General features: G+C 65.3%; 23 protein-coding genes. 15 read left to right on the top strand and 8 right to left on the bottom strand.

All coding sequences use genetic code 11. The features are described from left to right. Window positions 1-41 precede the first annotated feature (41 nt). A complete protein-coding gene (locus tag XH81_RS11760; protein ID WP_028140535.1) occupies window positions 42-248 on the bottom strand; it encodes a cysteine-rich CWC family protein in 207 nt (68 codons plus the stop codon). A gap of 114 nt (window positions 249-362) precedes the next feature. Here XH81_RS11760 and XH81_RS11755 point away from each other — a divergent pair, with 114 nt between their 5' ends. From XH81_RS11755 to XH81_RS11745, 3 genes are all read left to right on the top strand, one after another. Next, entirely contained in the window at window positions 363-1,919 is a 1,557-nt protein-coding gene (locus tag XH81_RS11755) for a DUF1800 domain-containing protein (protein WP_028140534.1), read from the top strand. Between the two features lie 2 nt (window positions 1,920-1,921). Continuing rightward, complete coding sequence (locus XH81_RS11750; RefSeq protein WP_049801861.1) at window positions 1,922-3,139, top strand: DUF1501 domain-containing protein; 1,218 nt, start codon at window positions 1,922-1,924, stop codon at window positions 3,137-3,139. A gap of 86 nt (window positions 3,140-3,225) precedes the next feature. After that, window positions 3,226-3,540, top strand: a complete 315-nt coding sequence (locus tag XH81_RS11745) for an antibiotic biosynthesis monooxygenase family protein (protein WP_028140532.1) — start codon at window positions 3,226-3,228, stop codon at window positions 3,538-3,540. A gap of 16 nt (window positions 3,541-3,556) precedes the next feature. Here XH81_RS11745 and XH81_RS11740 read toward each other — a convergent pair whose 3' ends face one another. The 6 genes from XH81_RS11740 to XH81_RS11715 all read right to left on the bottom strand — a co-directional run bounded on the left by XH81_RS11740 (window position 3,557) and on the right by XH81_RS11715 (window position 7,425). Next, window positions 3,557-4,498: an aldo/keto reductase gene (locus XH81_RS11740; protein ID WP_028140531.1), complete on the bottom strand. Its 942-nt coding sequence runs from the start codon at window positions 4,496-4,498 to the stop codon at window positions 3,557-3,559. 252 nt (window positions 4,499-4,750) lie between these two features. Beyond that, a complete protein-coding gene (locus tag XH81_RS11735; RefSeq protein ID WP_028140530.1) occupies window positions 4,751-5,206 on the bottom strand; it encodes a GNAT family N-acetyltransferase in 456 nt (151 codons plus the stop codon). A 71-nt stretch (window positions 5,207-5,277) separates the two neighbouring features. After that, window positions 5,278-6,090, bottom strand: coding sequence for a PAS-domain containing protein (locus XH81_RS11730; RefSeq protein ID WP_028140529.1), 813 nt, complete (start codon window positions 6,088-6,090; stop codon window positions 5,278-5,280). A gap of 128 nt (window positions 6,091-6,218) precedes the next feature. Further along, the gene (locus XH81_RS11725) at window positions 6,219-6,374 is read right to left on the bottom strand and encodes a hypothetical protein (RefSeq protein ID WP_092255007.1); all 156 of its coding nucleotides are present in this window, start codon (window positions 6,372-6,374) and stop codon (window positions 6,219-6,221) included. Window positions 6,375-6,447: 73 nt separating this feature from the next. Continuing rightward, window positions 6,448-6,624: a hypothetical protein gene (locus XH81_RS11720; RefSeq protein WP_018318299.1), complete on the bottom strand. Its 177-nt coding sequence runs from the start codon at window positions 6,622-6,624 to the stop codon at window positions 6,448-6,450. 150 nt (window positions 6,625-6,774) lie between these two features. Continuing rightward, window positions 6,775-7,425 (bottom strand): glutathione S-transferase family protein, encoded by a 651-nt coding sequence (locus XH81_RS11715; protein ID WP_028140528.1) that lies wholly within the window; start codon window positions 7,423-7,425, stop codon window positions 6,775-6,777. Between the two features lie 638 nt (window positions 7,426-8,063). Here XH81_RS11715 and XH81_RS11710 point away from each other — a divergent pair. The 8 genes from XH81_RS11710 to XH81_RS11675 all read left to right on the top strand — a co-directional run bounded on the left by XH81_RS11710 (window position 8,064) and on the right by XH81_RS11675 (window position 17,069). After that, the gene (locus tag XH81_RS11710; RefSeq protein WP_026201996.1) at window positions 8,064-9,266 is read left to right on the top strand and encodes a pyridoxal phosphate-dependent aminotransferase; all 1,203 of its coding nucleotides are present in this window, start codon (window positions 8,064-8,066) and stop codon (window positions 9,264-9,266) included. Between the two features lie 428 nt (window positions 9,267-9,694). Then, entirely contained in the window at window positions 9,695-10,174 is a 480-nt protein-coding gene (locus XH81_RS11705) for a DUF992 domain-containing protein (protein ID WP_028140527.1), read from the top strand. A 190-nt stretch (window positions 10,175-10,364) separates the two neighbouring features. After that, the gene (locus XH81_RS11700) at window positions 10,365-12,413 is read left to right on the top strand and encodes an elongation factor G (RefSeq protein WP_028140526.1); all 2,049 of its coding nucleotides are present in this window, start codon (window positions 10,365-10,367) and stop codon (window positions 12,411-12,413) included. A 317-nt stretch (window positions 12,414-12,730) separates the two neighbouring features. Further along, complete coding sequence (locus XH81_RS11695) at window positions 12,731-13,003, top strand: helix-turn-helix domain-containing protein (RefSeq protein ID WP_026201995.1); 273 nt, start codon at window positions 12,731-12,733, stop codon at window positions 13,001-13,003. A 95-nt stretch (window positions 13,004-13,098) separates the two neighbouring features. Continuing rightward, window positions 13,099-14,841, top strand: a complete 1,743-nt coding sequence (locus XH81_RS11690) for a SulP family inorganic anion transporter (RefSeq protein WP_028140525.1) — start codon at window positions 13,099-13,101, stop codon at window positions 14,839-14,841. A gap of 73 nt (window positions 14,842-14,914) precedes the next feature. Further along, entirely contained in the window at window positions 14,915-15,754 is an 840-nt protein-coding gene (locus tag XH81_RS11685) for a shikimate dehydrogenase (RefSeq protein WP_028140524.1), read from the top strand. Between the two features lie 56 nt (window positions 15,755-15,810). Continuing rightward, window positions 15,811-16,437, top strand: coding sequence for a hypothetical protein (locus XH81_RS11680; protein WP_018318290.1), 627 nt, complete (start codon window positions 15,811-15,813; stop codon window positions 16,435-16,437). Window positions 16,438-16,466: 29 nt separating this feature from the next. After that, window positions 16,467-17,069: a hypothetical protein gene (locus XH81_RS11675; RefSeq protein ID WP_038974633.1), complete on the top strand. Its 603-nt coding sequence runs from the start codon at window positions 16,467-16,469 to the stop codon at window positions 17,067-17,069. A 236-nt stretch (window positions 17,070-17,305) separates the two neighbouring features. Here XH81_RS11675 and XH81_RS11670 read toward each other — a convergent pair whose 3' ends face one another. Further along, window positions 17,306-18,442, bottom strand: a complete 1,137-nt coding sequence (locus XH81_RS11670) for an alpha-hydroxy acid oxidase (RefSeq protein ID WP_028140522.1) — start codon at window positions 18,440-18,442, stop codon at window positions 17,306-17,308. 116 nt (window positions 18,443-18,558) lie between these two features. On the opposite strand from XH81_RS11670, the gene XH81_RS11665 reads away from it, so the two are divergent. The 4 genes from XH81_RS11665 to XH81_RS11650 all read left to right on the top strand — a co-directional run bounded on the left by XH81_RS11665 (window position 18,559) and on the right by XH81_RS11650 (window position 22,881). After that, the gene (locus XH81_RS11665) at window positions 18,559-18,726 is read left to right on the top strand and encodes a hypothetical protein (protein WP_162832259.1); all 168 of its coding nucleotides are present in this window, start codon (window positions 18,559-18,561) and stop codon (window positions 18,724-18,726) included. A 220-nt stretch (window positions 18,727-18,946) separates the two neighbouring features. Then, complete coding sequence (glmM, locus tag XH81_RS11660; RefSeq protein WP_028140521.1) at window positions 18,947-20,290, top strand: phosphoglucosamine mutase; 1,344 nt, start codon at window positions 18,947-18,949, stop codon at window positions 20,288-20,290. A gap of 268 nt (window positions 20,291-20,558) precedes the next feature. After that, entirely contained in the window at window positions 20,559-21,803 is a 1,245-nt protein-coding gene (locus XH81_RS11655) for an MFS transporter (RefSeq protein WP_028140520.1), read from the top strand. A 226-nt stretch (window positions 21,804-22,029) separates the two neighbouring features. Further along, window positions 22,030-22,881: an outer membrane protein gene (locus XH81_RS11650; protein WP_028140519.1), complete on the top strand. Its 852-nt coding sequence runs from the start codon at window positions 22,030-22,032 to the stop codon at window positions 22,879-22,881. The last annotated feature ends 136 nt before the right edge of the window (window positions 22,882-23,017 follow it).

Here is a 23,017-nt window from a genome sequence, read left to right as displayed (position 1 = left end):
TTCGCAGGGACGACAGGGAGGGTGCGGTGATCCTCTCGCGGTTAACGAGCCGCCGCGCTCGCTTCCGCCGCCGCCTTGCGCAAACACTCCCGGCATAAACAATCCTCGCCTTCGACCGGCATCGGCAGCTTCGCGGTTTCCTCCGCACACCAGCAGGTGCCCGAGAGGTCGCAGCCGAATTCGGTGCCGCAGCGCGCGCAGGCGAGGCGGCGCGGTTCCGGCGGCTGGGATTCTTTCGGATTTGTCATGATTTGCGTCGAAGCTTCGCCGTGATTTTCATGTCGGGTTCATCGGTCGTTGCGGTATATTAGGCGTCGCGCACGGACTCCGAAAGCGGCTCCCGGCACGCGAAGGACAAATCGATGACCCGCGATTCGCAAGCCGCGCTCGTCGCGCTCAACCGTTTTGGCTTCGGCGCGCGCGGCGGCGCGTCCGGAGATCTCATCAACGCAGCCTCCGATCCGCGCGGTTTCGTGAAGGCAGAGCTGCTCCGTGCGAGCGGGGTGCTGCTGGAGGCGCCCGGTCTGCAATCGACGCAGCAACTCGGGCAGGCCGTCTTCGCCTATCAGGATCAGGTCAGGCAGGCGCGCGAAGCGGCGAAGGCGGCCGCGCCCGCCGAGGCGCCGTCGCCTGCGCCGACCGAACAGAAGCCCGGGCTCCGCCGCAATCTCTCGCTGAATGCGGCAGCAACGGAGGTCGCCGGCCAGATGACGGAGACCAAGCCGGCGGACAATGCGGCAAAGCCGGACGCGATGCAGCCCAATGCGGCTGCACCGCCGGCGGCAAAGCCGGCCCCGCAGCCGCTCAACGTAATTCAAAAGACCTTCCGTACCGAAGCGCTGGCGCGCCTGCAGCGCGCGACGCTGGCCACCTGCGGCTTCACCGAGCGTCTCGTCGCGTTCTGGTCCAACCATTTCTGCATTTCCGCGACGAAGGGCGAGCTGGCGCGGATCTGGGCCGGCGTGTTCGAGCGCGAGGCGATCAGGCCGCACGTGCTCGGGCGCTTCGCCGACATGCTGAAAGCGGTCGAGCAGCATCCGGCGATGCTGTTCTTCCTCGACAACCAGCAATCGCTGGGGCCGGATTCGCGCGCAGGCCAGAATCGCAAGCGCGGGCTCAATGAGAATCTCGCGCGCGAGATCATGGAGCTGCATACGCTCGGCGTCGGTGGCGGCTATACGCAGGAGGACGTCACCTCGCTCGCGCGCATCATCACCGGCTGGACCTTTGCCGGACGGCAGGGGCAGCTCGGCACACCAGGCTCCTTCGTGTTCAACACCAATGCGCACCAGCCCGGCGCGCAGATGCTGCTCGGCAAGAGCTACGAGGCGACGGGTCTCGCGCAAGGCGAGGCCGCGCTCGCCGACATCGCGCGCCATCCGTCGACCGCGAACTTCATCGCGACCAAGTTCGTTCGCCACTTCGTTGCCGACGATCCGCCGCCGGGCCTGGTGGCGCGGCTGCGCGAACTCTTCGTCAAGACCGACGGCGACCTCAAGGCGCTTGCCGCGGGGCTGGTCGATTCCGACGAGGCGTGGACGGCGCCGCTGACCAAGATGCGCAGCCCTTACGATTTCCTCGTCGCGAGCGGCCGGCTGCTCGCGCGCGTCCCGGAAGATCCCGGCGCCTATCTGAACAATCTCAATCTGCTTGGACAGCCGCTGTGGTCGCCGGCCGGCCCCAATGGTTTCCCCGATACCAGCGCCGCATGGGCCGCGCCCGAGGGCATGAAGCTCAGGCTCGATATCGCCGCGCAAATGGGCGCACGGCTCGGGCCCAACATCGATCCGCTGGATCTGCTGGAGTTCGCGGCGGCGGATGCGGCCTCGATCGAAACGCGCCGGACCATCGAGCGCGCGGAGTCGCGCCAGCAGGCGCTGGCGCTGCTCTTGATGTCGCCGGAAATGCAGAGGAGATGATGATGGTCGACTGCGTCGAGAACCGGCTCCTCACCTCGCGCCGCGGCCTGCTGCTCGGCGGCGCCTCCTTCGCGGCCTGGGCTTACTTGCCGAAATTCGCACGCGCCGCCGATGGGCGCGATCCCCGGCTGCTCGTGGTGATCCTGCGCGGCGCGCTCGACGGTCTCTCGACCGTCGCGCCGATCGGCGACCCTGACTATGCCGGCCTGCACGGTTCGATCGCGCTGGCCGCGGACGGCGCGCATCCCGCGATCATGCTGGACTCCTTCTTCGCGCTGCATCCGGCGATGCCGGAATTCGCGCGGATGTATCGCGACAAGCACGCTGCGGTGATCCATGCGGTGGCGACCCCCTATCGCGACCGCTCGCATTTCGACGGCCAGGACGTGCTGGAGAGCGGTTATGCCGGGCCTGGCCGCGTGCAGTCCGGTTGGCTCAATCGCGCGCTGGAAGCGCTGCCGCGCGGCGAGCGCGTATCGAGCGCTCTTGCGGTCGGGCCTACCACGCCGCTGGTGCTGCGCGGAAACGCGCCGACCGTCGGCTGGGCGCCGGTGGCGCTGCCGCAGGCGGATGACGACACCGCGATGCGCCTCGTCGATCTCTACCGTCATCGCGATCCCGCGCTGGCGATGGCCTTGTCGCAAGGCCTTCAGCTCGACAAGGCCGCAAGCGGTGACGACATGAAGCCAAAACCCGGCAATGCGGTGATGCAGATGCGCCAGGTCGCGCGCGGTACTGCGAAGCTGATGGCGGCCGACGATGGCCCGCGCATCGCCGCGCTCGCCTTCGACGGCTGGGACACGCATGCCAATGAAGGCGGCCCGGTCGGTCGTCTCGCCTTCCTGCTCGGCGGGCTCGATGGCGCACTCGCCGAATTCCAAAGCGGTTTGGGGGAGCGCTGGCGCGACACCGTCGTCATCGTCGCCACTGAATTCGGCCGCACCGCGCGCATCAATGGCACCGACGGCACCGATCACGGCACCGGCACGATCGCGCTGCTCGCCGGCGGCGCCGTGAAAGGCGGCCGGGTCATCTCCGACTGGCCGGGCCTCAAGCTCGCGAACTTGTATGAAGCTCGCGATCTCAAGCCGACCACCGATCTTCGCTCCGTGATCAAGGGCGTGCTGCAGGGCCAGTTCGGCCTGTCCGATCGCGTGCTGGCCGAGACGGTGTTCCCGGATAGTGCGGGAGTACGGCCGATGAAGGGATTGGTCGCCTAACCCCACGCCCCGTCATTCCGGGCCTGCGCCTTGCGGCGCATCCCGGAATGACGAGATAATGGTGCAGCATCAGGAGAACCATCCCCATGTACATCGCCATGAACCGCTTCCGTGTCGTCAAGGGCTCCGAGGCCGCCTTCGAGCAGGTCTGGCTCGGCCGCGATACGCATCTGGACAAGGTGCCGGGCTTCGTCGAATTCCATCTGCTGCGCGGCCCCGAGCTCGAGGACCACACGCTCTTTGCCTCGCACACCGTGTGGGCAAACCATGCCGCGTTCGACGCCTGGACCAAGTCCGAAGCGTTTCGGGCCGCGCACCACAAGGCAGGCGACAACAAGCCGCTCTATCTCGGCCATCCCCAGTTCGAAGGCTTTGAGGTGATTCAGACCGTCGCGAAGTAGCGCCGCGCCTCGAACGTCAGCCCAGCGTGATCTTGTCGATCTCCGCCATCTCATCCGCGCTGAGCTTCCAGGCGATCGCCTTGACGTTCTGCTCGATCTGCTCGACGCGGGTGGCGCCGGCGATCACGCTGGACACCTGCGGGCGGGCGGCGAGCCAGGAGAAGGCGAGCTCTAGCATGCTGTGGCCACGGGCCTTGGCGAAGGCCTGGAGCTTCTCGACGATGTCCTCGTTGCGCGGTGTGACGTAGCGGTCGCGCAGCCGCTCCACCTTGCCGAAGCGGGTGTCGTCGGGCGCGGCCTCGCCCTTCCGGTACTTGCCGGTCAGGAGGCCGCTGGCGAGCGGGAAGAACGGCAGAAGGCCGAGCTTGTACTCCTGCGCTGCCGGCAGCAGGTCCTTTTCGATGTCCCGCACCAGGAGGCTGTATTCGTCCTGGCACGACACGAAGCGGCTGACATTCATCGCGCGCGCGACGTACTCGGCTTCAGCGACGCGCCAGGCCGGGAAGTTGGAATTGCCGATGTAGCGGACCTTGCCCTGGCGGACGAGATCGTCGAGCGCGCGCAGGCTCTCCTCGATCGGCGTCAGCGGGTCATAGTCGTGCTGCTGATAGAGATCGATGTAATCGGTCTTCAGCCGCTTCAGGCTCGCTTCGACGGCGTCCATGATGTAGCGGCGCGAGGCGCCCTGCTTGGTTCCGTCCTCCGCCATCGGCTTTGAATATTTCGTCGCCAGCACGATGTCCTTGCGGCGGTCGCCCAGCACGGCGCCGAGCACGTTTTCCGAGCCGCCCATGTTCGAATAGATGTCGGCCGTGTCGAACAGCGTGATGCCGAGGTCGAGCGCGCGATGGATCACCTTGCGCGAGGTCTCCAGATCCGTGCGCTGGCCGAAATTGTTGCAGCCGAGCCCGACCGCGGACACGCGAAGGCCGGAGGCGCCGAGATTGCGAATTTCCATGGGAGATCCTGTCAGAGAGAGCAGCCACTCATTGTGACCATCGTGCGCCGCAGCAGCAAGGCGCGCGCCGCGCTGCTGCCATGCTGACAAGGCGGACAAAAAAATGCGGCCCCTGTCAGACGCGGCGACTGACGGGGACCGCTTGGGGCGCTTGATCGGTGACGGGGGGCCTGATCAGACGCAAATGCAGCGTAGCCCCGCTATGTTACGGGCGGGTGACAGGCGGAGTTATCCACAGGGTGCGGGCGGGGATCAGAATAGCTTGCGATAGACGATGAAGCCGGAACGCTCCGCGACCTTGTCGTACAGGCGCTGTGCCGTGAGATTGGTCTCGTGCGTCTGCCAATAGACGCGTGGCGATCCCGCCAGTTTCGCCCGCTCATACACGCCGTGGATCAGCGCCGAGGCGACACCCTTGCCGCGCGCGGCTTCCAGCGTGAACAGGTCCTGCAAATAGCAGGACGGCTCGATCGCGGTGGTGCTGCGATGAAACAGGTAGTTCGTCATGCCGAGCAGCTTGCCGTCGCTCTCGGCGACCAACCCATGCACCGGTTCATAGGCATCGAAGAAACGCTGCCACGTCATTGCAGTGATCTCGCCCGCCAGCGCGGTCGGGCCGGAGCGGCCGTAGAAGGCGTTATAGCCGTCCCACAGCGGCAGCCATTGATCGTAGTCCTGCCTGGTGACGGCGCGAATGGTGAGCGACATGTGGAATTCCTGCGATCGATGGGACGTCCTTCATACGTGATGACGGGCGTGCCGATCAATCGCCAGTCGCATCACTCCGCGGCGCGCAGATGCCGGATCAGCCTGCGGCCCGTGGGATCGCGCAGCGAGCGGTAGTAGTCGGCGCGTGAGGGCGCGTCGGTGTGGCGGACGAGGTCGGTCACCGGCGTGTAGCTCAGCATGCGTCCGCCGTCGGGCAGCGCGGCGCAGACGAAGCGCAACACCTCGCCGGTGCGCAAGGCGATGTTGATCGGCGTGGCATCGCCGATGCGCACCATCTCCATGCGCTGCGCGATGAAGGTGCCGAGCTCGTCTTCGGGCAGCTCGAACGCGCCGGTGTCGCGGCCGTGATACATCAGGGCGATGAAGGGCGGCCTGCCGTCGGCGATCTCGTCCGGCACCGCGAAATAATCGCGAAACGCGCGGTTGATGAACTCGGCCCGCGTCTCGGTATCGAGCAGCACGATGCCGATATCGACCTGGTCGAGCGCGGCCGACAGCCGTGCCGCCGTGGCGTGGCTCCGGCGCTCGGCCGCGACCGTGCCGAGCAGCCGCTCGCGCATCAGGCCGGTGATGCCGGCGGTGGCGGCAGCCGTGATCGCCAGCAGGCCGAGTTGGACCAGATCGGTGATGGTCAAGCCGGAAACACCGTGGCGGCCGAGGAGGAGCAGCGCCGCACCGATCACCGCGACGGCCGCGCTGGTGACGGCGGAGGCGAGACCCGACAGTGCGCCGGCGAGCGCCACGATGCCGACGAGCAGCGGAACGGGCGAGGTAGTGGGGAGAAAGCGATCGAAAAGCATCGCCAGCAGCAGGGTTGCTGCCGTCAGCACCGGACCGGAGATCGCACGCCATCCGAACCGCATGGACCCGTCTCGCTACTCCCGAACGAGGTAACGTCGCAACACTGACTGATCGTTGCGTCACCGCGATACGTTTTCCCGCGATGTGTTTAAGGCCCGCTTGCGTGCAAGCTTCAGGTTTTCGGATGATTTTAGACCAAGTGGGCGTGCTTGAGGGGCTGTTGCAGCGCCGGCGCATTCAGCGTCGAAATCCCCGGGCCCTTGCGCGTGACGACAATCAACAGCGACGCCGCGACCAAAATGGCCGCAGTCAGTGTGATTGCAACGACTACCACGGGTGATTTCATCGACGTCCTGTCGCGATGCCTGAAGGCGCGGGGCACGCGGCGCCTTGAAGGCTGGACCAGGATGAAACGGGAATCAGACCGGCAGGCCCATCGCCATGGTCGCCTTGGTCGACAGCACCGTCAGGGTGACGATCAGGCACAGCGAGAGCGCGGCGACGGCGAGCGAGGCCGCGACCGCGTTGGTCAGCCGGGAAGACGCGACGGTAGCGGGATGGCCCTGAAAGCCTGCCGTGCCGGACGCCCGTATCATGGTCTAAATCCTTCAAAGCGCGAGCGAATCACCCGCGACTTTCCACAATTTCCCAGTTTCAACCGGCAATATTGCGGCGGCTATCGCGCGGAAAATGGCGGGATTGCGGCGAATGTTGCCCTTGTACCCGCTATTCGCCAGAGCGCGCGCTCAGGCGCCGGCGGCAATGCTGGCGGGGTCGTCGACGTCGGCCGGCCGCCAGTCCATCGACACGAAGCCTGGCGCCGCTTCCACCCGCTTCAGCCAGTCGCGGATCGCCGGGAAGGCCTGGAGGTCGAAGTCGCAGCGGTCGGCGAGGTGGGTGTAGCCGTACAATGCGATGTCGGCGACCGTGAGCTGGCGCGCGGCGAAATAGGCGTTGGTCTTGAGGTGGTTCTCCATCACCTGGAGCGCGCCATAGCCGCGCTCCATCCAGTCCTCCAGCGAATGGGTCTGGAGGTCGCGGCCGCCCTTGACCAATGATAGCCAGAAATAGGCGGCGCCGATGTTCGGCTCCAGCGCGTGCTGCTCGAAGAACATCCATTGCAGCGCCTCGGCGCGGTCGATGCGGTTCTCCGGCGCGAGTGGCGTGCCGACGGCGACGTACCAGAGGATGGCGTTGGACTCCGCGAGAAAGCGGTCGTCTCCGACCTCGAGCAGCGGCACCTGTCCCGACGGGTTCTTGGACAGAAAGTCCGGCGTGCGGCTCTCGCCGCGCAGAATGTCCACCTCGATCGCTTCGTAAGGCACGTTGAGCAGCGCCAGCGCAAGGCGGACCTTGTAGCTGTTGCCCGAGCGTTGCATCGAATAGAGCTTGTACATTCTGAGAATGATTCCGGAAGACGGGGACACGCGTCGCTCGTTGCCGCGCGAGGCGGCTAAACAATGATGCCGATGCGAATCCGCCGCAAGGGCCGGCCAATAGAAAAACTCGAAATCCCTACCGCACTGCAACGCCGCGAAAGATCATTTCCGCGCGACGATGCAAATCAGATCACGCTTGCGTCAGCATGCGAGCGCTTGGCTCGCGCGATCGTGCGCAGGGCGAGCGATTGGGGAAGAGCGCTGTCATCAATCCAGTGCAATCCAGTGTGCCGTCATGCCCGGGCTTGTCCCCGGGCATCCACGTTCGTCGTGCCGCGGTGAGGCGTGGATGGCCGGGACACAGGCGAGCGGAGAGCGACGCCGTCCTTCGGGCGGCTATGCCCGGCCATGACGGAGCTTGAGCGCGCAACACGCAAAATTGCTCCGAGGACAAGCTTTCCGGGATATGAGCGATTCGCGCGGTAAAGTTGCGGAAAATTGCTTGGAATCGTTGCTTGAACCACTCCAGATCCGTAAGTTTTTCCGAGATCGGGCCGAAGTTTCTTGCGGCGCAGCGGCACACGTTTTAGGGTATCTCATTCCCACAATCAGAGTCGTGAGGCCCAGGGCTTTTCGACGCTTGTCAGGAGATGACGATGTCCTTCCTTGCCGCTGCGCTCGACCGTGTGAAGCCGTCCGCGACCATCGCGGTCACGGATAAAGCACGCGCGCTGAAAGCGGCGGGCCGCAACGTCATCGGCCTCGGTGCCGGCGAGCCCGACTTCGACACGCCCGCCAACATCAAGCTGGCCGCGATCCGCGCCATCGAGGCCGGCAAGACCAAGTACACCGCGGTCGACGGCATTCCCGAGCTGAAGGACGCGATCATCGCGAAATTCCAGCGCGAGAACGGCGTTGCCTACAAGCCGAACCAGATCATCGTCGGCACCGGCGGCAAGCAGGTGCTGTACAACGCGCTGATGGCGACCATCAATCCGGGCGACGAGGTGATCATTCCCGCGCCGTACTGGGTCAGCTATCCTGAGATGGTGGCACTCGCCGGCGGCGAGCCTGTGCCGGTGGTCTGCACCGCCGCGACCGGCTTCAAGCTCCAGGCCGAGGCGCTCGAGCGCGCGATCACGCCGAAGACCAAATGGGTGATCCTGTGCTCGCCGTCGAACCCGACGGGAGCCGCCTACACGCGTTCGGAACTGAAGGCGCTCACCGACGTGCTGGTGAAGCATCCCCATGTGTGGGTGATGACCGACGACATGTACGAGCATCTCGTCTATGACGACTTCCAGTTCACCACGGTCGCGCAGGTCGAGCCGAAGCTCTACGACCGCACGCTCACCGTGAACGGCGTGTCGAAGGCCTATTGCATGACCGGCTGGCGCATCGGCTATGCCGGCGGTCCCGCGCAGCTGATCAAGGCGATGTCGACCATCCAGTCGCAGTCGACCTCGAACCCGTCCTCGATCGCGCAATGGGCCGCGGTGGAAGCTCTGAACGGTCCGCAGGACTTCATCCCCGCCAACAACAAGGTGTTCAAGGAGCGGCGCGACCTCGTCGTCTCAATGCTCAACCAGGCCAAGGGCATCGAATGCCCTCGTCCCGAGGGCGCCTTCTACGTCTATCCGTCCTGCGCCGGCACGATCGGCAAGACCGCGCCGTCGGGCAAGGTGATCGACAATGACGAGACTTTCGTCACCGAGCTCCTTGAGACCGAAGGCGTCGCGGTGGTGCAGGGTTCGGCCTTCGGCCTCGGCCCGGCGTTCCGCATCTCCTACGCGACCAAGACCTCGGACCTCGAAGATGCCTGCAAGCGTATCCAGCGCTTCTGCGGTAATCTGCGCTGAGACTGTCGCAACGAGAATTGAAAAGGCCCGCTTCGTGCGGGCCTTTTTTATGCGTGTTCGATAAGTGGAGTTGGATGGACTATTGATCTGGCCGACATTGTGCCATGCCCCTCACCCGGATCACATCTGCGATGTGATCCGACCTCTCCCCGCTGAAGAGCGGGGAGAGGTTAGGACGCCCGCCACGCGCGATTGAAGTTTGATTGGCTTTGAGCGAGGGGCGCGCCGCTCTCTCACTCCCTCGCCCCGTTCTCACGGGGGCGGGACGAGCAAAGCTCGCCCTGAGAGGGTGGGGTGAGGGGCTCTCTCCACAAGCTCGATTCTAACCGCCTGCGATCTGGCACCCACAACGCACTTGTGGCATAGACCATCGCGCAGCGTGCAGTGCGCCTTCTCTGCTCGCATCACTTCATCGCCGGAGAAATTTCATGCGCCGTTCGTTCATCTTCGCCGGGCTCGCCGCCGCCAGCCTCGTTGCCTCCAGCGTGAGCGGCAGTGCGCAGCAGCGGATGGCGCGGGTCGGCGTGCTCGAATGCCGCGGCGGCGCCAGCGTCGGCTTCATCGTGGGATCGGTGACCCATCTCGGCTGCGTGCTGCGCGCCGACGGTTTGCCCGACGATCGTTACGTCGCAACCATCCGCAAAGTCGGTCTCGACATCGGCATCACCCAGGAGACGGCTTTGGCGTGGGGCGTGTTCGCGCCGGTCGACCGGCTCGGCCCCGGCGACCTCTCCGGCAATTATGCCGGTGCGCAGGGCAGCGCCTCGGTCGGTGTCGGCTTGGGGGGTAACGTGCTGGTCGGCGGCTCCAACAATTCGATCGCGCTCCAGCCGCTCAGCGTGCAGGGCCAGGTTGGCCTCAACATTGCCGCCGGCCTCGAGAGCCTGGAACTTCGTCCGGGCCGTTGATCGCGCGCCGGGCGGGTGGTGCTGCTCCACCTCTTCCCAGCGGGAAGAGGTGGAACACCACTGTTAAGACTTGGACTAATCGACGACGCACCGCAGCGACGTTTGATGCTTGCCAAATCTCGGGGACGGGCAGAGCATCCGCGATTGCCGACCCAATCACGGGCCGAGCTCCACACCAAGGAGGCGGCGAATGGGACAAGACGTCAGAAGTCCCCGAGGTCCACGGTGCATCGCGCTGGTGGGCCCTTTCCAAAGCGGTAAAACCACACTTCTCGAAGCAATACTGGCGCGAACGGGCGCAATCCCGCGTGCCGGCAGTGTCGACGCCGGAACTTCCGTCGGCGACGCTGCGCCCGAGGCCCGTCATCACAAGATGACCGTCGGGCTCACTGCCGCTACCACGAGTTTCATGGGCGACAGCTACACTTTCCTCGATTGTCCCGGTTCCGTCGAGTTTGCCCACGACATGCGCGCCGCGCTGCCCGCGGTCGATGCCGCGATCGTGGTCTGCGAGGCCGACGAGAAAAAGCTGCCGCAGCTTCAGATCATCCTGCGCGAGCTGGAGGAGCTGAAGATCCCGCGTTTCCTGTTCCTCAACAAGATCGACCGCGCGAGCCAGCGCATCCGCGAGTCGCTCGCAATGCTGCAGCCCGCCTCCCGCGTGCCGCTGGTGCTGCGCCAGATCCCGATCTGGAAGGACGAGCTGATCGAGGGCTTCGTCGATCTCGCGCTGGAACGCGCCTTCATTTATCGTGAGCACAAGGCCTCCGAGGTGGTCGCGCTCGAAGGCGGCAATCTCGATCGCGAGAAGGAAGCCCGCTTCTCGATGCTGGAGAAGCTCGCCGATCACGACGACGCACTGATGGAGCAGCTGCTCGAAGACATCCAGCCGCCGCGTGATGCCGTGTTCGACGATCTCGCCCGCGAATTGCGCGAAGGGGTGATCTGCCCTGTGCTGTTAGGGGCAGCCGCGCGCGAAAACGGCGTGCTGCGCCTGATGAAGGCGCTGCGTCACGAGGCGCCGGGAATAGCGGAGACCGCAAAACGTCTCGGCGTTCCCGAGACCAGGGACGCGCTCGGCTTCGTGTTCAAGACGCTGCATTCGCAGCATGGCGGCAAACTGTCATTGACGCGGCTGCTCGCCGGCCATCTCGACGACGGCGCCACGCTGCAATCCGCTTCCGGAGGAGCGGGCCGCATCTCCGGCATCCTCGCCGTCAACGGCGCCTACGACACCAAGCGTGCCGCTGCCGAAGCCGGCGACACGGTGGCGCTCGCCAAGCTCGATCCGGTCAAGACCGGCGACACGGTCTCGAGCGGCAAGACCCCGCCTGCGGCGCTCGCGGTCCCGGAGCCGACGCCACCGGTGCTCGCGATCTCGGTTGCGGCCACCGACCGCAAGGACGACGTCAAGCTCGGCCAGGCGCTGACGCGGCTGCACGAGGAGGATCCGTCGCTCGTCATCGTGATGAACGCCCAGACCCACGACACCGTGCTGTGGGGGCAGGGCGAGATGCACTTGCGCGTCGCAGGCGAGCGGTTGCGCGACCGCTTCGGCGTCAAGATCACATCGCATCCACCCGCCATCGGCTATCAGGAGACCATCCGCAAGCCGATCGTCCAGCGCGGCCGCCACAAGAAGCAGTCCGGCGGCCACGGCCAGTTCGGCGACGTCGTGCTCGACATCAGGCCCTTGCCGCGCGGCGAGGGCTTCAAGTTCGCCGAGAAGGTCGTTGGTGGCGCCGTGCCGCGCAACTACATCGGCGCGGTGGAAGAAGGCGTCGTCGACGGATTGACGCGAGGTCCGCTCGGTTTCCCCGTCACCGATTTGCAGGTGACGCTGACCGACGGCTCCTATCACAGCGTCGACTCTTCCGATCTCGCCTTCCGCACGGCGGCGCGGATCGGACTCAACGAGGGCCTGCCGCATTGTCAGTCAGTGCTGCTGGAGCCGATCCACGTGGTCGAGATCGTCTGTCCGACCGACGCCACCGCCAAGATCAACGCGATCCTGTCGGCGCGGCGAGGCCAGATCCTCGGCTTCGACACGCGTGACGGCTGGGGCGGCTGGGACTGCGTTCGCGCCATGATGCCGGAAGCCGAGATCGGCGAACTGATCGTGGAGCTGCGCTCGGCCACTGCCGGCGCCGGCAGCTTCACCCGCCAGTTCGACCACATGGCCGAAGTCACGGGCCGCGCCGCCGATCAGATCATCGCCGCGCATCAACACGCGGCTTGATCAAGCTGGCTTAGTCAGGGACCGCACTCTCTCACACCCTCTCCCCGTCCTTACGGGGAGAGGGTTGGGGTGAGGGCTGTCTCCACGGGTGCGGCGCTTCATTCAGGCCGCGCCCTCTCTCCACTCGTCATTGCGGGCGTAGCGAAGCAATCCAGACTGTCTCTGCGCAGGGAGCCTGGATTGCTTCGTCGCAAGAGCTCCTCGCGATGACGGAGGCGATAGGCGCAAGCCCTCTTGCGCTTGCCCACCGATGATGTATTTTACATCATTGTACACGTCTCAGATATCATTTATAAGTTCTGGTAAGTGAGGCCAAGGTGATCACGTCGTTCCAGATGCGGGCAGCCCGCGCGCTGCTGGGCATTGACCAGAAAACCCTGGCCGAGCTCGCCGGCGTTTCGCTGCCGACCATCCAGCGGATGGAGGCCAGCACCGGCAATGTGCGTGGCGTGGTCGAGACCCTGATCAAGGTGGTCGAGGCGTTCGACCGGGCCGGTGTCGAGCTGATCGGCGAGCAGGTCCGCAGCGACAGCGGCGGGCGTGGCGTCCGCCTGAAGGAGCCCGGGCCGCCGCGTCGGGTGGGGGCGTGATCTTGCGGGTCATGCCCGGAGCAGACTGAACCAACGCACCGTCGCGTCCGAATCGCGGCCGCACGATGCAGTGGAGCATTGTGGGGCAGCGGAGCATGAGCATCACAAGCGATCACGCAAGCCGGCTGCACCAGCTGCGTCAGCCGACCTTTGCCGAACTGTATCTGCCAAAGCTCGTCACCGTCTGGCGTGAAGGCTACGGCGCCGCGGACTTCCGCGCCGACGTCTTCGCGGGCCTGACGGTTGCGATCGTGGCGCTACCGCTGTCGATGGCGATCGCGATCGCCTCGGGCGTGACGCCGGACCGCGGTCTCTACACCGCCGTCGTCGGCGGCTTCATCGCCTCGCTGCTCGGCGGCAGCCGGTTCCAGATCGGCGGACCCGCCGGCGCCTTCATCGTATTGGTCGCGGCGACCGCGGAACGTCACGGCGTCGATGGCGTCATCCTCGCCACCCTGATGGCGGGCGTATTCCTGATCGCCGCGGGCCTGCTCCGGGTCGGCACCTACATCAAGTTCATTCCCTATCCGGTGACGGTCGGATTCACCGCTGGCATCGCCGTGATCATCTTCGCCAGCCAGCTCCGCGATCTCGGCGGCATCACGCTTGCGGGGAAAGAGCCCAGCGAGTTCGTTCCAAAGCTGGTCGCGCTCGCCGGCGGTCTCAACACCATCAATCCATCCGCCGTGGCGGTCGCAATCATCAGCATCGCCATCATCGCGGCCTTGCGGATCTGGCGGCCGTCCTGGCCCGGCATCCTGATCGCGGTCGTGCTCGCCGCCGTTGCGTGTGCCGTGCTGTCGCTGCCGGTGGAAACCATCGGGTCGCGCTTCGGCGGCATTCCGCGCGAATTGCCCTCGCCGGTGCTGCCGGCGTTCTCGGTTGCGAAGGCGACCGCCGTGCTACCGGATGCGATCTCATTCGCGCTGCTGGCCGCCATCGAATCGCTGCTGTCGGCGGTGGTGGCCGACGGCATGACCGGGCGCCGTCACCGCTCCAATTGCGAGCTGGTGGCGCAAGGCGCCGCCAATATCGGCTCGGCGCTGTTCGGCGGCATCTGCGTCACCGGCCTGATCGCGCGAACCGCGACCAACATCCGCGCCGGCGCGCGCGGGCCGTTGGCAGGCATGCTGCACTCCGTGTTCCTGCTGCTGTTCATGCTGATCGCGGCGCCGCTCGCAAGCTACATTCCGCTGGCCGCGCTCGCCTCGGTGCTGGTCGTGGTGGCCTGGACCATGGCGGAGAAGCACGAATTCGCCACGCTCCTGCGTTCGTCGTGGGGCGACGCCGTCGTGCTGCTTGCGACCTTCCTGCTGACGATCTTCCGCGATCTGACCGAAGGCATCCTGGTCGGCTTTGCGCTCGGCGCCGTGCTGTTCATCCATCGCATGGCGGAGATGACGGGCATCGAGGAACGCTCGCCTCTGGTCGCCGGCGATCGTCCCGACGACGGCAACGGCGAGCGCGTTCGCTACGATCCTGCGCTTGCGGTCGATCGCGACGTGCTGGTCTATCGCATCACCGGCGCGTTCTTCTTCGGCGCGGCCTCCGCCATCGGAGGCGTGCTCGACGAGGTCGCCGACAAGCGCAAGGCCTTCGTGGTCGATTTCGCCGCGGTGCCGTTCCTGGATTCGACGGCGGCCAACGTGCTGGGCCGCGTCGCCGCCAAGGCGCACCGCCAGGGCATCCGGCTGTTCATCACAGGCGCCTCGCCCGCGGTCCGCCGCGCGCTGCTCACCCATGGCGTGACGCCGCCGCGGGCGCGCTATCGCCAGAGCCTCGATCGCGCGATTGCCGACATCAAGGGCTCTGCGGGCGAGGAGGCAGCGGCGGACTAGCGACCTCCGCACGCTTGACAGGCCCCACGGGACGCGAAATGGATCGCCTCGGGAATACGACCCCGAGGAAAAGATGACCGCGCCCAAAGCTCCTGCAGCCTGTCTGATCGGATGGCCGGCCGCGCATTCGCGCTCGCCGCTGATCCATCATTACTGGCTGCGCACGCTCGGCATTGCCGGCGGCTATGTCATCGAAGCGGTTCCGCCCGAGGATCTCAGGGATTTCGTGCTGCGGCTGTCGCTGCGCGGCTTCGTCGGGGCCAACGTCACGATCCCGCACAAGGAGGGCGTGCTGGCGCTGTCGGCGCCCGATGCCCGCGCCAAGGCCGTCGGCGCGGCGAACACGCTGTGGTTTGCCGACGGCGAGCTGCGCTCGACCAACACCGACGTCGAAGGTTTCATCGGCAATCTCGACGCCAGCGCGCCCGGCTGGGATGCCGCCGAGGAGGCGCTGGTGCTCGGCGCCGGCGGCTCCTCGCGGGCGGTCGTGTTCGGTCTGCTCGAGCGTGGGATCAAGCGCATCCATCTGGCCAATCGCACCATCGCGCGGGCCGAGACGCTGGCAAGACAGTTCGGGCCGAACGTGCATCCCGTGACGTGGGACGGGATCGACGACGTGCTGCCGCGCGCAAAACTTCTCGTGAACACGACCTCGCTCGGCATGCACGGCCAGCCCTCACTCGATGTTGATGTCGCGCGCCTGCCGCAGGCGGCGGTGGTCGCCGACCTCGTCTATGTGCCGCTGGTGACGCCGCTGCTCGCCGCCGCAACGGCGCGCGGCCTGAAGACGGCAGACGGGCTCGGCATGCTGCTGCACCAGGCGGTGCGCGGCTTCGAGCTGTGGTTCGGCCGGCGGCCGGAGGTCACGGCCGAGCTGCGGGCGCTGGTCGAGGCCGATCTCACAAAGACTTGAGAGAATAGCGCGCGTCGTCCGGAGTTCTCCATCCGTGGGGACAATCGGAGACCGTCATGTCTGTTCAACGTGCAACTTTCACACGTCCGCTGATCGCCGTCGCGATGGTGGCCGCTTCCACCCTCTATGCCTACGCGCAGAGGGCACCGGTGCCGACGCGCGTGCGCGGCACGATCGAAAGCGTCAATGGTGACACGATGCAGGTCAAGTCGCGCAGCGGCGAGGACGTCAAGCTGCGCATCGCTCCCGACGTGAACGTATCGGGGATTACCAAAATTTCACTCGCCGACATCAAGGTCGGCTCCTTCGTCGGCGCCACCACGGTGCCCGGACCGGACGGCGGCCAGAATGCGGTCGAGGTCCACGTGTTTCCGGAGAGCATGCGCGGCACCGGCGAGGGCTCGCGGCCCTATGACCTCAAGCCGAATTCGAGCATGACCAACGCCACGGTGTCGGAGAGCGTGGTCGGCAATGACGGCCATACGCTGCTGGTCAAGTACAAGGACGGCGAGAAGAAGGTGTTCGTCGCCGACAACACGCCGGTGGTGACCTTCGTGCCCGGCGACAAATCCGACCTCAAGGCCGGCGCCAAGGTCATCGCCTTCATGAAGCAACTGCCGGACGGCTCGTTCGAGACCAACCGCGTCAGCGTCGGCCGTGACGGCCTGACGCCGCCGATGTGAGAAAGGACCGGATCATGCTGACTTCGACGATGAAATCCGGCCTGCTCGCAGCGGTCCTCGCTCTCGCCTCGTTCGCGGCCTCGGCGCAGCAGGCGCCGACGGTCCGCATCCGCGGCACCATCGAAAGTGTCGACGGCAACATGCTCGGCATCAAGACGCGCGAAGGCAGCGACGTGAAGGTGCGCATGACCGACAACGTCGCCGTCTTCGCCGTGGTGAAGACGGAGCTGTCGGAAATCAAGGAAGGCTCCTATATCGGCGTCACCGGCATGCCTGAACCGGACGGCACGCAGAAGGCGATCGCGGTGCATATCTTCCCGGAGAACCAGCGCGGCGCGGCCGAGGGTTTTCGTCCCTGGGACGCGCGTGCCAATTCGACCATGACCAATGCCACCGTGGCGCAGACGGTGAAAGGCACCGACGGCCAGAACATCACGGTCAAATACAAGGACGGCGAGAAGAAGGTCGTGGTGCCGCCGGACACGCCAATCGTCACCTTCATCGCCACGGACAAGTCGGAAGTGAAGCCGGGCGCCAAGCTGATCATCTTCGGCGCGGCGAAGAAGGACGACGGCTCGCTGGAGGCCAACCGCGTCAATGTCGGGCGCGATGGAGTTACGCCACCGATGTGAGGCTAGAGTCGCCGATGCATTCTCGGTGTCATCCCGGACAAGCGTAAGCGCAGATCCGGGATCATAACCACAGGGCGGAGTTTGGCGAAGATTGGTAACCCCGAGTCGCGTAACCACACCTTCCTGTGGCTATGGGTCCCGGATCAGCGCTCCGCTCCCGACAACGCTACGCGTTGTCGAGCGCTGCGCTTGTCCGGGACGACAGCCGTTGTTGCTGCCGCGTCCCGGCATGCCTTTCACATCGCGATGACATGATCGTCGATCTCGTCGATCCGGTTGACGCCGCACAGGCCCATGGTGGTGAGCAGCTCCTTCTGGATGATGTCGATCGCCTTGGCGACGCCGGCCTGGCCGCCGGCACCCAGGCCGTAGGCATAAGCGCGGCCGAGCATGCAGGACTTTGCGCCGAGCGCGAGCGCGCGCATCACGTCCTGGCCGGAGCGGATGCCGCCGTCGAACATGATCTCCATCCTGTCACCGACCGCATCGGCGATCTCCGGCAGCACCTCGATCGATGACGGTGCACCGTCGAGCTGCCGGCCGCCATGGTTGGAGACGACGAGCGCCTGCGCGCCGGTCTTGGCGGCTTCCTCGGCATCCTCGACGTCGAGGATGCCCTTGATGACCAGCTTGCCCGGCCAGATGCTGCGGACCCACTCGACGTCCTTCCAGTTCAGCGAGGTGTCGAACTGCGAGGCCGTCCATTCGGCGAGGCGATTGAGATCCTCGGTGTTCTTCACGTGGCCGGCGATGTTGCCGAAGGTGCGGCGCTTGCCCTGCAGCACGCCGGAGACCCAGCTGGGCTTGCTGGCGAAATCCAGCAGCTTCGACAGCGACCATTCGGGGGGCACGGTCATGCCGTTCTTGATGTCGGCGTGGCGCTGGCCGATGACCTGGAGGTCCACGGTGAGCACCAGCGCGCTGCACTTGGCCGCGATCGCGCGCTGGATCAATTCCTTGATGAAGCCGCGGTCCTTCATGACGTAGAGCTGGAACCAGAACGGCTTCTCGACATTGGCGGCGATGTCCTCGATCGAGCAGATCGACATGGTCGATTGCGTGAACGGGATACCGGCGGCCTGCGCGGCGCGGCAGGCATAAATTTCGCCGTCGCCATGCTGCATGCCGAGCAGCCCGACGGGGGCGAGCATCAGCGGCATGGTCGAGGGCTCGCCGAGAATCGTGGTCGAAGTGTCGCGCTTGGAGACATCGACCAGGATGCGCTGGCGGAACTTGATCGCCTGCATATCCTCGCGGTTGGCGCGCAGCGTCTCCTCGGCATAGGAGCCGCGGTCGCAATAGTCGAAGAACGCCTTCGGCACGCGGCGCTTATGCAGCGTGCGAAGATCGTCGATACAGGTGATATGTTTCATGATCGTTCCCCGGCCCGTCTTGTACCAAGAGTCTTGCATCGGAAGATTTCGGGGTCATCTAGCATGGTTGGATGCACAGCCAAATCCGTTTGCAGACCGTTTTGCAGGAGGGCGCCATGACGAAGCCGCACGCTGGACCTTCGCCGGAAGAGATCAAGGAGAAGCGTGATCTCGAGGAAGCCCTGGAAGAGGGTCTGGAAGAGACCTTTCCGGGCTCCGATCCCGTCAACGTCACCCAGCCGGCGCCGAGCCGCGGCGATGGCCACGTGAAGCGCAGCGATTAAACGGGTTCCACCCTGTTTCGAGGCCATGGGCCGGAAATATAATGTTAACAAGACGTTGTCGGTACGGCGGCGCCCCGGTTCCGTAATGATTCATCATATTTTTTGAAGCCAAGTTAGCCTCACAGGCATTATAACACGCCTAGCAAATCAGGGATGCGGGCCCCGTTCGGGCAGCCCGTGGTTGTCAAGGGGATCCCCTGGTTGTTGCTTGGGGGACGATATGAGTCGCAAATATTTCGGGACGGACGGGATTCGGGGCCGCGCCAACGGACTGATCACGCCGGAGCTCGCCCTCAAGGTCGGCCAGGCCGCAGGCCTTGCGTTTCAGCGCGGTGACCACCGCCACCGAGTCGTGATCGGCAAGGACACCCGCTTGTCCGGCTACATGATCGAATACGCGATGGTCGCCGGCTTCACCTCGGTCGGCATGGACGTGCTGCTGGTCGGCCCGATGCCGACGCCGGCGGTTGCGATGCTGACCAAGTCGATGCGCGCCGATCTCGGCGTCATGATCTCGGCCTCGCACAATCTGTTCGAGGACAACGGCATCAAGCTGTTCGGCCCGCAGGGCTTCAAGCTCTCCGACGACGTCGAGCGGCAGATCGAGCAGCTGCTCGACGAGCCCATCGACAAGCGGCTGGCACAGAGCGCGAGCCTCGGCCGCGCCCGCCGCATCGACGGCGTGCATGACCGCTACATCGAATTCGCCAAGCGCACGTTGCCGCGAGACCTCTCGCTCGACGGCCTGCGCGTGGTGATCGATTGCGCCAACGGCGCCGCCTACAAGGTGGTGCCCGAAGCGCTGTGGGAGTTGGGCGCCGACGTCGTGCCGATCGGCGTCGAGCCCGACGGCTTCAACATCAACAAGGATTGCGGCTCGACCTCGCCGGAAGCACTGTCGCGGAAGGTGCGCGAGATGCGCGCCGACATCGGCATCGCGCTCGACGGCGACGCCGATCGCGTCATCCTGGTCGACGAGCGCGGTCATGTGGTCGACGGCGACCAGTTGCTCGCGGTGATCGCGCAGAGCTGGAAGGAAGACGGCCGCCTGTCGCGTCCCGGCATCGTCGCCACCGTGATGTCCAATCTCGGGCTCGAGCGCTTCCTGAAAGGGCAGGGGCTCGATCTGGTGCGCACGCCGGTCGGCGACCGCTACGTGCTCGAGCAGATGCTGAACGGCGGCTACAATCTCGGCGGCGAGCAGTCGGGCCACATCATCCTGTCCGACTATGCCACCACCGGCGACGGTTTTGTCGCTGCGCTGCAGGTGCTGGCGGTGGTGCAGAAGCTGCGCCGCCCCGTGTCGGAAGTCTGCCACCGCTTCGATCCGCTGCCGCAGATCCTCAAGAACGTCCGCCACAAGGGCGGCAAGCCGCTCGACGATTCCGACGTCAAGTCGGCGATCTCCGACGGCGAGAAACGGCTCAACGGCCACGGCCGCCTCCTGATCCGCTCCTCCGGCACCGAGCCGGTGATCCGCGTCATGGGCGAGGGCGAAGACCGCATCCTGGTCGAGGACGTCGTCGACACCATCGTCTTCGCACTCGGCCAGGCGGCGGCCTGAGGTCTTTCAAGCACGAGCGGGTAGGGTGATCTCACCCCACGGGCAGTATCGTAGGGTGGGCAAAGCGACAGCGTGCCCACGCTTCTGGCGCGTATCGGAAAGATGATGGGCACGGCGCAAATGCGCCTTTGCCCACCCTACGATATCGGACTCGCGGGGAGGGTAAGACCCGCGCATTCCAGCCATTTGCGATTGACGGTGGTTCCATCGCCGCTTGCATCGTAATGAGCCGATGCGGCGGTTCGCCGCGCCGGCCGGGACCGCTGCATTGAACAAGCCTGTCGTCGTCTCAGAGGAAACGCTGACCGAGCCCGTCGTCGTCGACGTGGCACCCGCCGCCAAAGCGGCAGGGCCGGCCTATGTCGTGCTCGCCGGCATCAGCTTCTCGCACTTCCTCAACGACACCATGCAGTCGCTGATCGCCTCGGTGTATCCGATCCTGAAGGACACCTACGCGCTCGACTTCGCGCAGATCGGCATGATCACGCTCGCCTTTCAGTTCACGGCCTCGCTGCTGCAGCCGGTGGTCGGGCATTACACCGACAAGAAGGCACAGCCCTATTCGCTGGCGATCGGCATGGCCTCGACCTTCTTCGGCCTCTTGCTGCTCAGTGCCGCGCACCAATATCTCGTCATCCTCGTCGCCGCCGCGCTGGTCGGTCTCGGCTCGGCGGTGTTTCACCCCGAATCCGCGCGTATCGCGCGGCTCGCCTCCGGCGGCCGCTACGGTTTTGCGCAATCGGTGTTCCAGCTCGGCGGCAGCTTCGGCACCTCGATGGGGCCGGTGCTGGCGGCGTTGATCGTGGTGCCGTTCGGGCAGGGCAGCATCGCCTGGTTCTCCTCGATCGCATTCCTCGCAATCCTCATCCTCTGGCGCATCGGCCGCTGGTATGCGCCGCAGATCAAGGCGAAGAAGACGGCGGCCGTTCAGGCGCATCCCGACGCGCCGAGCTCGCGCCGCGTCGCCGTTGCGCTGCTCGTGCTGGTCGCGCTGCTGTTTTCAAAACAGCTCTATGTCTCGAGCCTGTCGAGCTATTACATCTTCTACCTGATCGACCGGTTCGGCGTGTCGACGCAGGCAGCGCAGATCTATCTCTTCATCTTCCTCGCGGCGAATGCGGTCGGCGCGTTTCTGGGCGGTCCCCTGGGCGATCGCTTCGGCCGCAAGATCGTGATCTGGATCTCGATCCTGGGCGCGCTGCCGTTCACGCTGGCGCTGCCCTATGCCGGGCTCGTCGGCAGCGCGGTGCTGTCAGTCATCATCGGCCTGATCATCTCCTCGACGACGTCGTCGATCATCGTATTTGCGCAGGAGCTGGTGCCGCACAGATTCGGCATGATCTCCGGCGTGTTCTTCGGCGTTGCCTTCGGCATCGGGGGCCTGGGCGCCGCCGTGCTCGGCAAGCTCGCCGACCACACCTCGATCGAGTTCGTCTACCAGGTCTGCGCCTACCTGCCGGCGATCGGCCTGCTTGCGGTGTTCCTGCCCAAGCTGCCGCGGCACGCGCGTTAACGGATTCTCTCCCGCTGCACTGCGGCTTTACACATCGTTAGCAATTGCGGCGTGAGGCGCTGCAATTTTGCAACGCTTCTCGTCCATGCGCGCGAGCAGTCAGGAAAAATCAACCTTAAAAATTAGGGTTAAGTGGCGCTTAAACATTTGCTGGCATCGTCCGCTCCGTGAGTTTCCAGAACGTGAGGCCTGCGTATTTGCCTCACCGGCCAAAAGGACGAAGCCAATGCGTAGCGTTAAGTCTTTCCTTGCCGCGGGTGCGGCAACCCTGATCTCGTCGATGGCATTCGCCGCCGATATGCCGATCGCGGCGCCCCCTCCCATGTACGCGCCGCCGGCCCCGCCCGCCGATTTCGGCGGCTGGTATCTGCGCGGCGACATCGGCTTCAGCAATCAGAAGACGAAGGATCTGCGCTACGGTCGCGAGTCGGCTTATTCGCAGCTCACCTCGTTCGATCAGCAGACTTCGTTCGACGCGGCCGGCATCTACGGCGTGGGCGTTGGCTACCGGTTCAACAATTGGTTCCGTGCCGACGTGACCGGGCAGTATCGCGGCAATTCAAATTTCAAGGGCACCGATCGTTTCACCGGGACCGCGGGCGGCGTGCCGTACAGCGGCATCGACAATTACAGCGCAAGCAAGTCCGAATGGCTGGTTTTGGCCAACGCGTACGTTGATCTGGGCACCTGGTGGTGCATCACGCCGTTCATCGGCGCCGGCGTCGGCGGTGCACGCGTTTCGATCGCGAACTTCACCGACACGGGCATCAACAACCTCGCCGTCGGAAATACCAGCTTCGCGAGCGCGCCGTCCGGCTCGAAGTGGAATTTCGCCTGGGCGGCCCATGCCGGTCTTGCCTATAAGGTCAATCCCAATCTCGTCCTCGAACTCGCCTACAGCTATGTCGACCTGGGCCCCGGACAAACCGGTGTCCTGTCGGACTACACCGGTGGGACCACGGGCAACGTCTTCAAGTTCAAGGATATCACCTCGCACGACCTGAAGCTCGGCGTGCGCTGGAATCTCGACAGCGCGCCGGCCTACATGCCGCCGCCGCCGCTTGTCACCAAGGGCTGATCGACACTTCGATCGGTTAGGACTTCTTAACGGCGCGGGATCATCCCGCGCCGTTTTGCTTTGCGTATTTTTCATGGCGAGTAGCGATGAAGGCGGCCGACGCAACCATTGGTTAAGGTTAACGAGCCATGATCAC

Source organism: Bradyrhizobium sp. CCBAU 25360, assembly GCF_028128695.1.
Classification (GTDB): Bacteria; Pseudomonadota; Alphaproteobacteria; order Rhizobiales; family Xanthobacteraceae; genus Bradyrhizobium; species Bradyrhizobium ottawaense.
This window is presented reverse-complemented; position numbering and strand designations above follow the sequence as displayed.

Excerpts from the sequence above, each read along its gene's own strand:
- XH81_RS11760 (WP_028140535.1), bottom strand. The coding sequence starts at position 248 with ATGACAAATCCGAAAGAATCCCAGCCGCCGGAACCGCGCCGCCTCGCC.
- XH81_RS11755 (WP_028140534.1), top strand. The coding sequence starts at position 363 with ATGACCCGCGATTCGCAAGCCGCGCTCGTCGCGCTCAACCGTTTTGGC.
- XH81_RS11750 (WP_049801861.1), top strand. The coding sequence starts at position 1,922 with ATGGTCGACTGCGTCGAGAACCGGCTCCTCACCTCGCGCCGCGGCCTG.
- XH81_RS11745 (WP_028140532.1), top strand. The coding sequence starts at position 3,226 with ATGTACATCGCCATGAACCGCTTCCGTGTCGTCAAGGGCTCCGAGGCC.
- XH81_RS11740 (WP_028140531.1), bottom strand. The coding sequence starts at position 4,498 with ATGGAAATTCGCAATCTCGGCGCCTCCGGCCTTCGCGTGTCCGCGGTC.
- XH81_RS11735 (WP_028140530.1), bottom strand. The coding sequence starts at position 5,206 with ATGTCGCTCACCATTCGCGCCGTCACCAGGCAGGACTACGATCAATGG.
- XH81_RS11730 (WP_028140529.1), bottom strand. The coding sequence starts at position 6,090 with ATGCGGTTCGGATGGCGTGCGATCTCCGGTCCGGTGCTGACGGCAGCA.
- XH81_RS11725 (WP_092255007.1), bottom strand. The coding sequence starts at position 6,374 with ATGAAATCACCCGTGGTAGTCGTTGCAATCACACTGACTGCGGCCATT.
- XH81_RS11720 (WP_018318299.1), bottom strand. The coding sequence starts at position 6,624 with ATGATACGGGCGTCCGGCACGGCAGGCTTTCAGGGCCATCCCGCTACC.
- XH81_RS11715 (WP_028140528.1), bottom strand. The coding sequence starts at position 7,425 with ATGTACAAGCTCTATTCGATGCAACGCTCGGGCAACAGCTACAAGGTC.
- XH81_RS11710 (WP_026201996.1), top strand. The coding sequence starts at position 8,064 with ATGTCCTTCCTTGCCGCTGCGCTCGACCGTGTGAAGCCGTCCGCGACC.
- XH81_RS11705 (WP_028140527.1), top strand. The coding sequence starts at position 9,695 with ATGCGCCGTTCGTTCATCTTCGCCGGGCTCGCCGCCGCCAGCCTCGTT.
- XH81_RS11700 (WP_028140526.1), top strand. The coding sequence starts at position 10,365 with ATGGGACAAGACGTCAGAAGTCCCCGAGGTCCACGGTGCATCGCGCTG.
- XH81_RS11690 (WP_028140525.1), top strand. The coding sequence starts at position 13,099 with ATGAGCATCACAAGCGATCACGCAAGCCGGCTGCACCAGCTGCGTCAG.
- XH81_RS11685 (WP_028140524.1), top strand. The coding sequence starts at position 14,915 with ATGACCGCGCCCAAAGCTCCTGCAGCCTGTCTGATCGGATGGCCGGCC.
- XH81_RS11680 (WP_018318290.1), top strand. The coding sequence starts at position 15,811 with ATGTCTGTTCAACGTGCAACTTTCACACGTCCGCTGATCGCCGTCGCG.
- XH81_RS11675 (WP_038974633.1), top strand. The coding sequence starts at position 16,467 with ATGAAATCCGGCCTGCTCGCAGCGGTCCTCGCTCTCGCCTCGTTCGCG.
- XH81_RS11670 (WP_028140522.1), bottom strand. The coding sequence starts at position 18,442 with ATGAAACATATCACCTGTATCGACGATCTTCGCACGCTGCATAAGCGC.
- XH81_RS11665 (WP_162832259.1), top strand. The coding sequence starts at position 18,559 with ATGACGAAGCCGCACGCTGGACCTTCGCCGGAAGAGATCAAGGAGAAG.
- glmM (WP_028140521.1), top strand. The coding sequence starts at position 18,947 with ATGAGTCGCAAATATTTCGGGACGGACGGGATTCGGGGCCGCGCCAAC.
- XH81_RS11650 (WP_028140519.1), top strand. The coding sequence starts at position 22,030 with ATGCGTAGCGTTAAGTCTTTCCTTGCCGCGGGTGCGGCAACCCTGATC.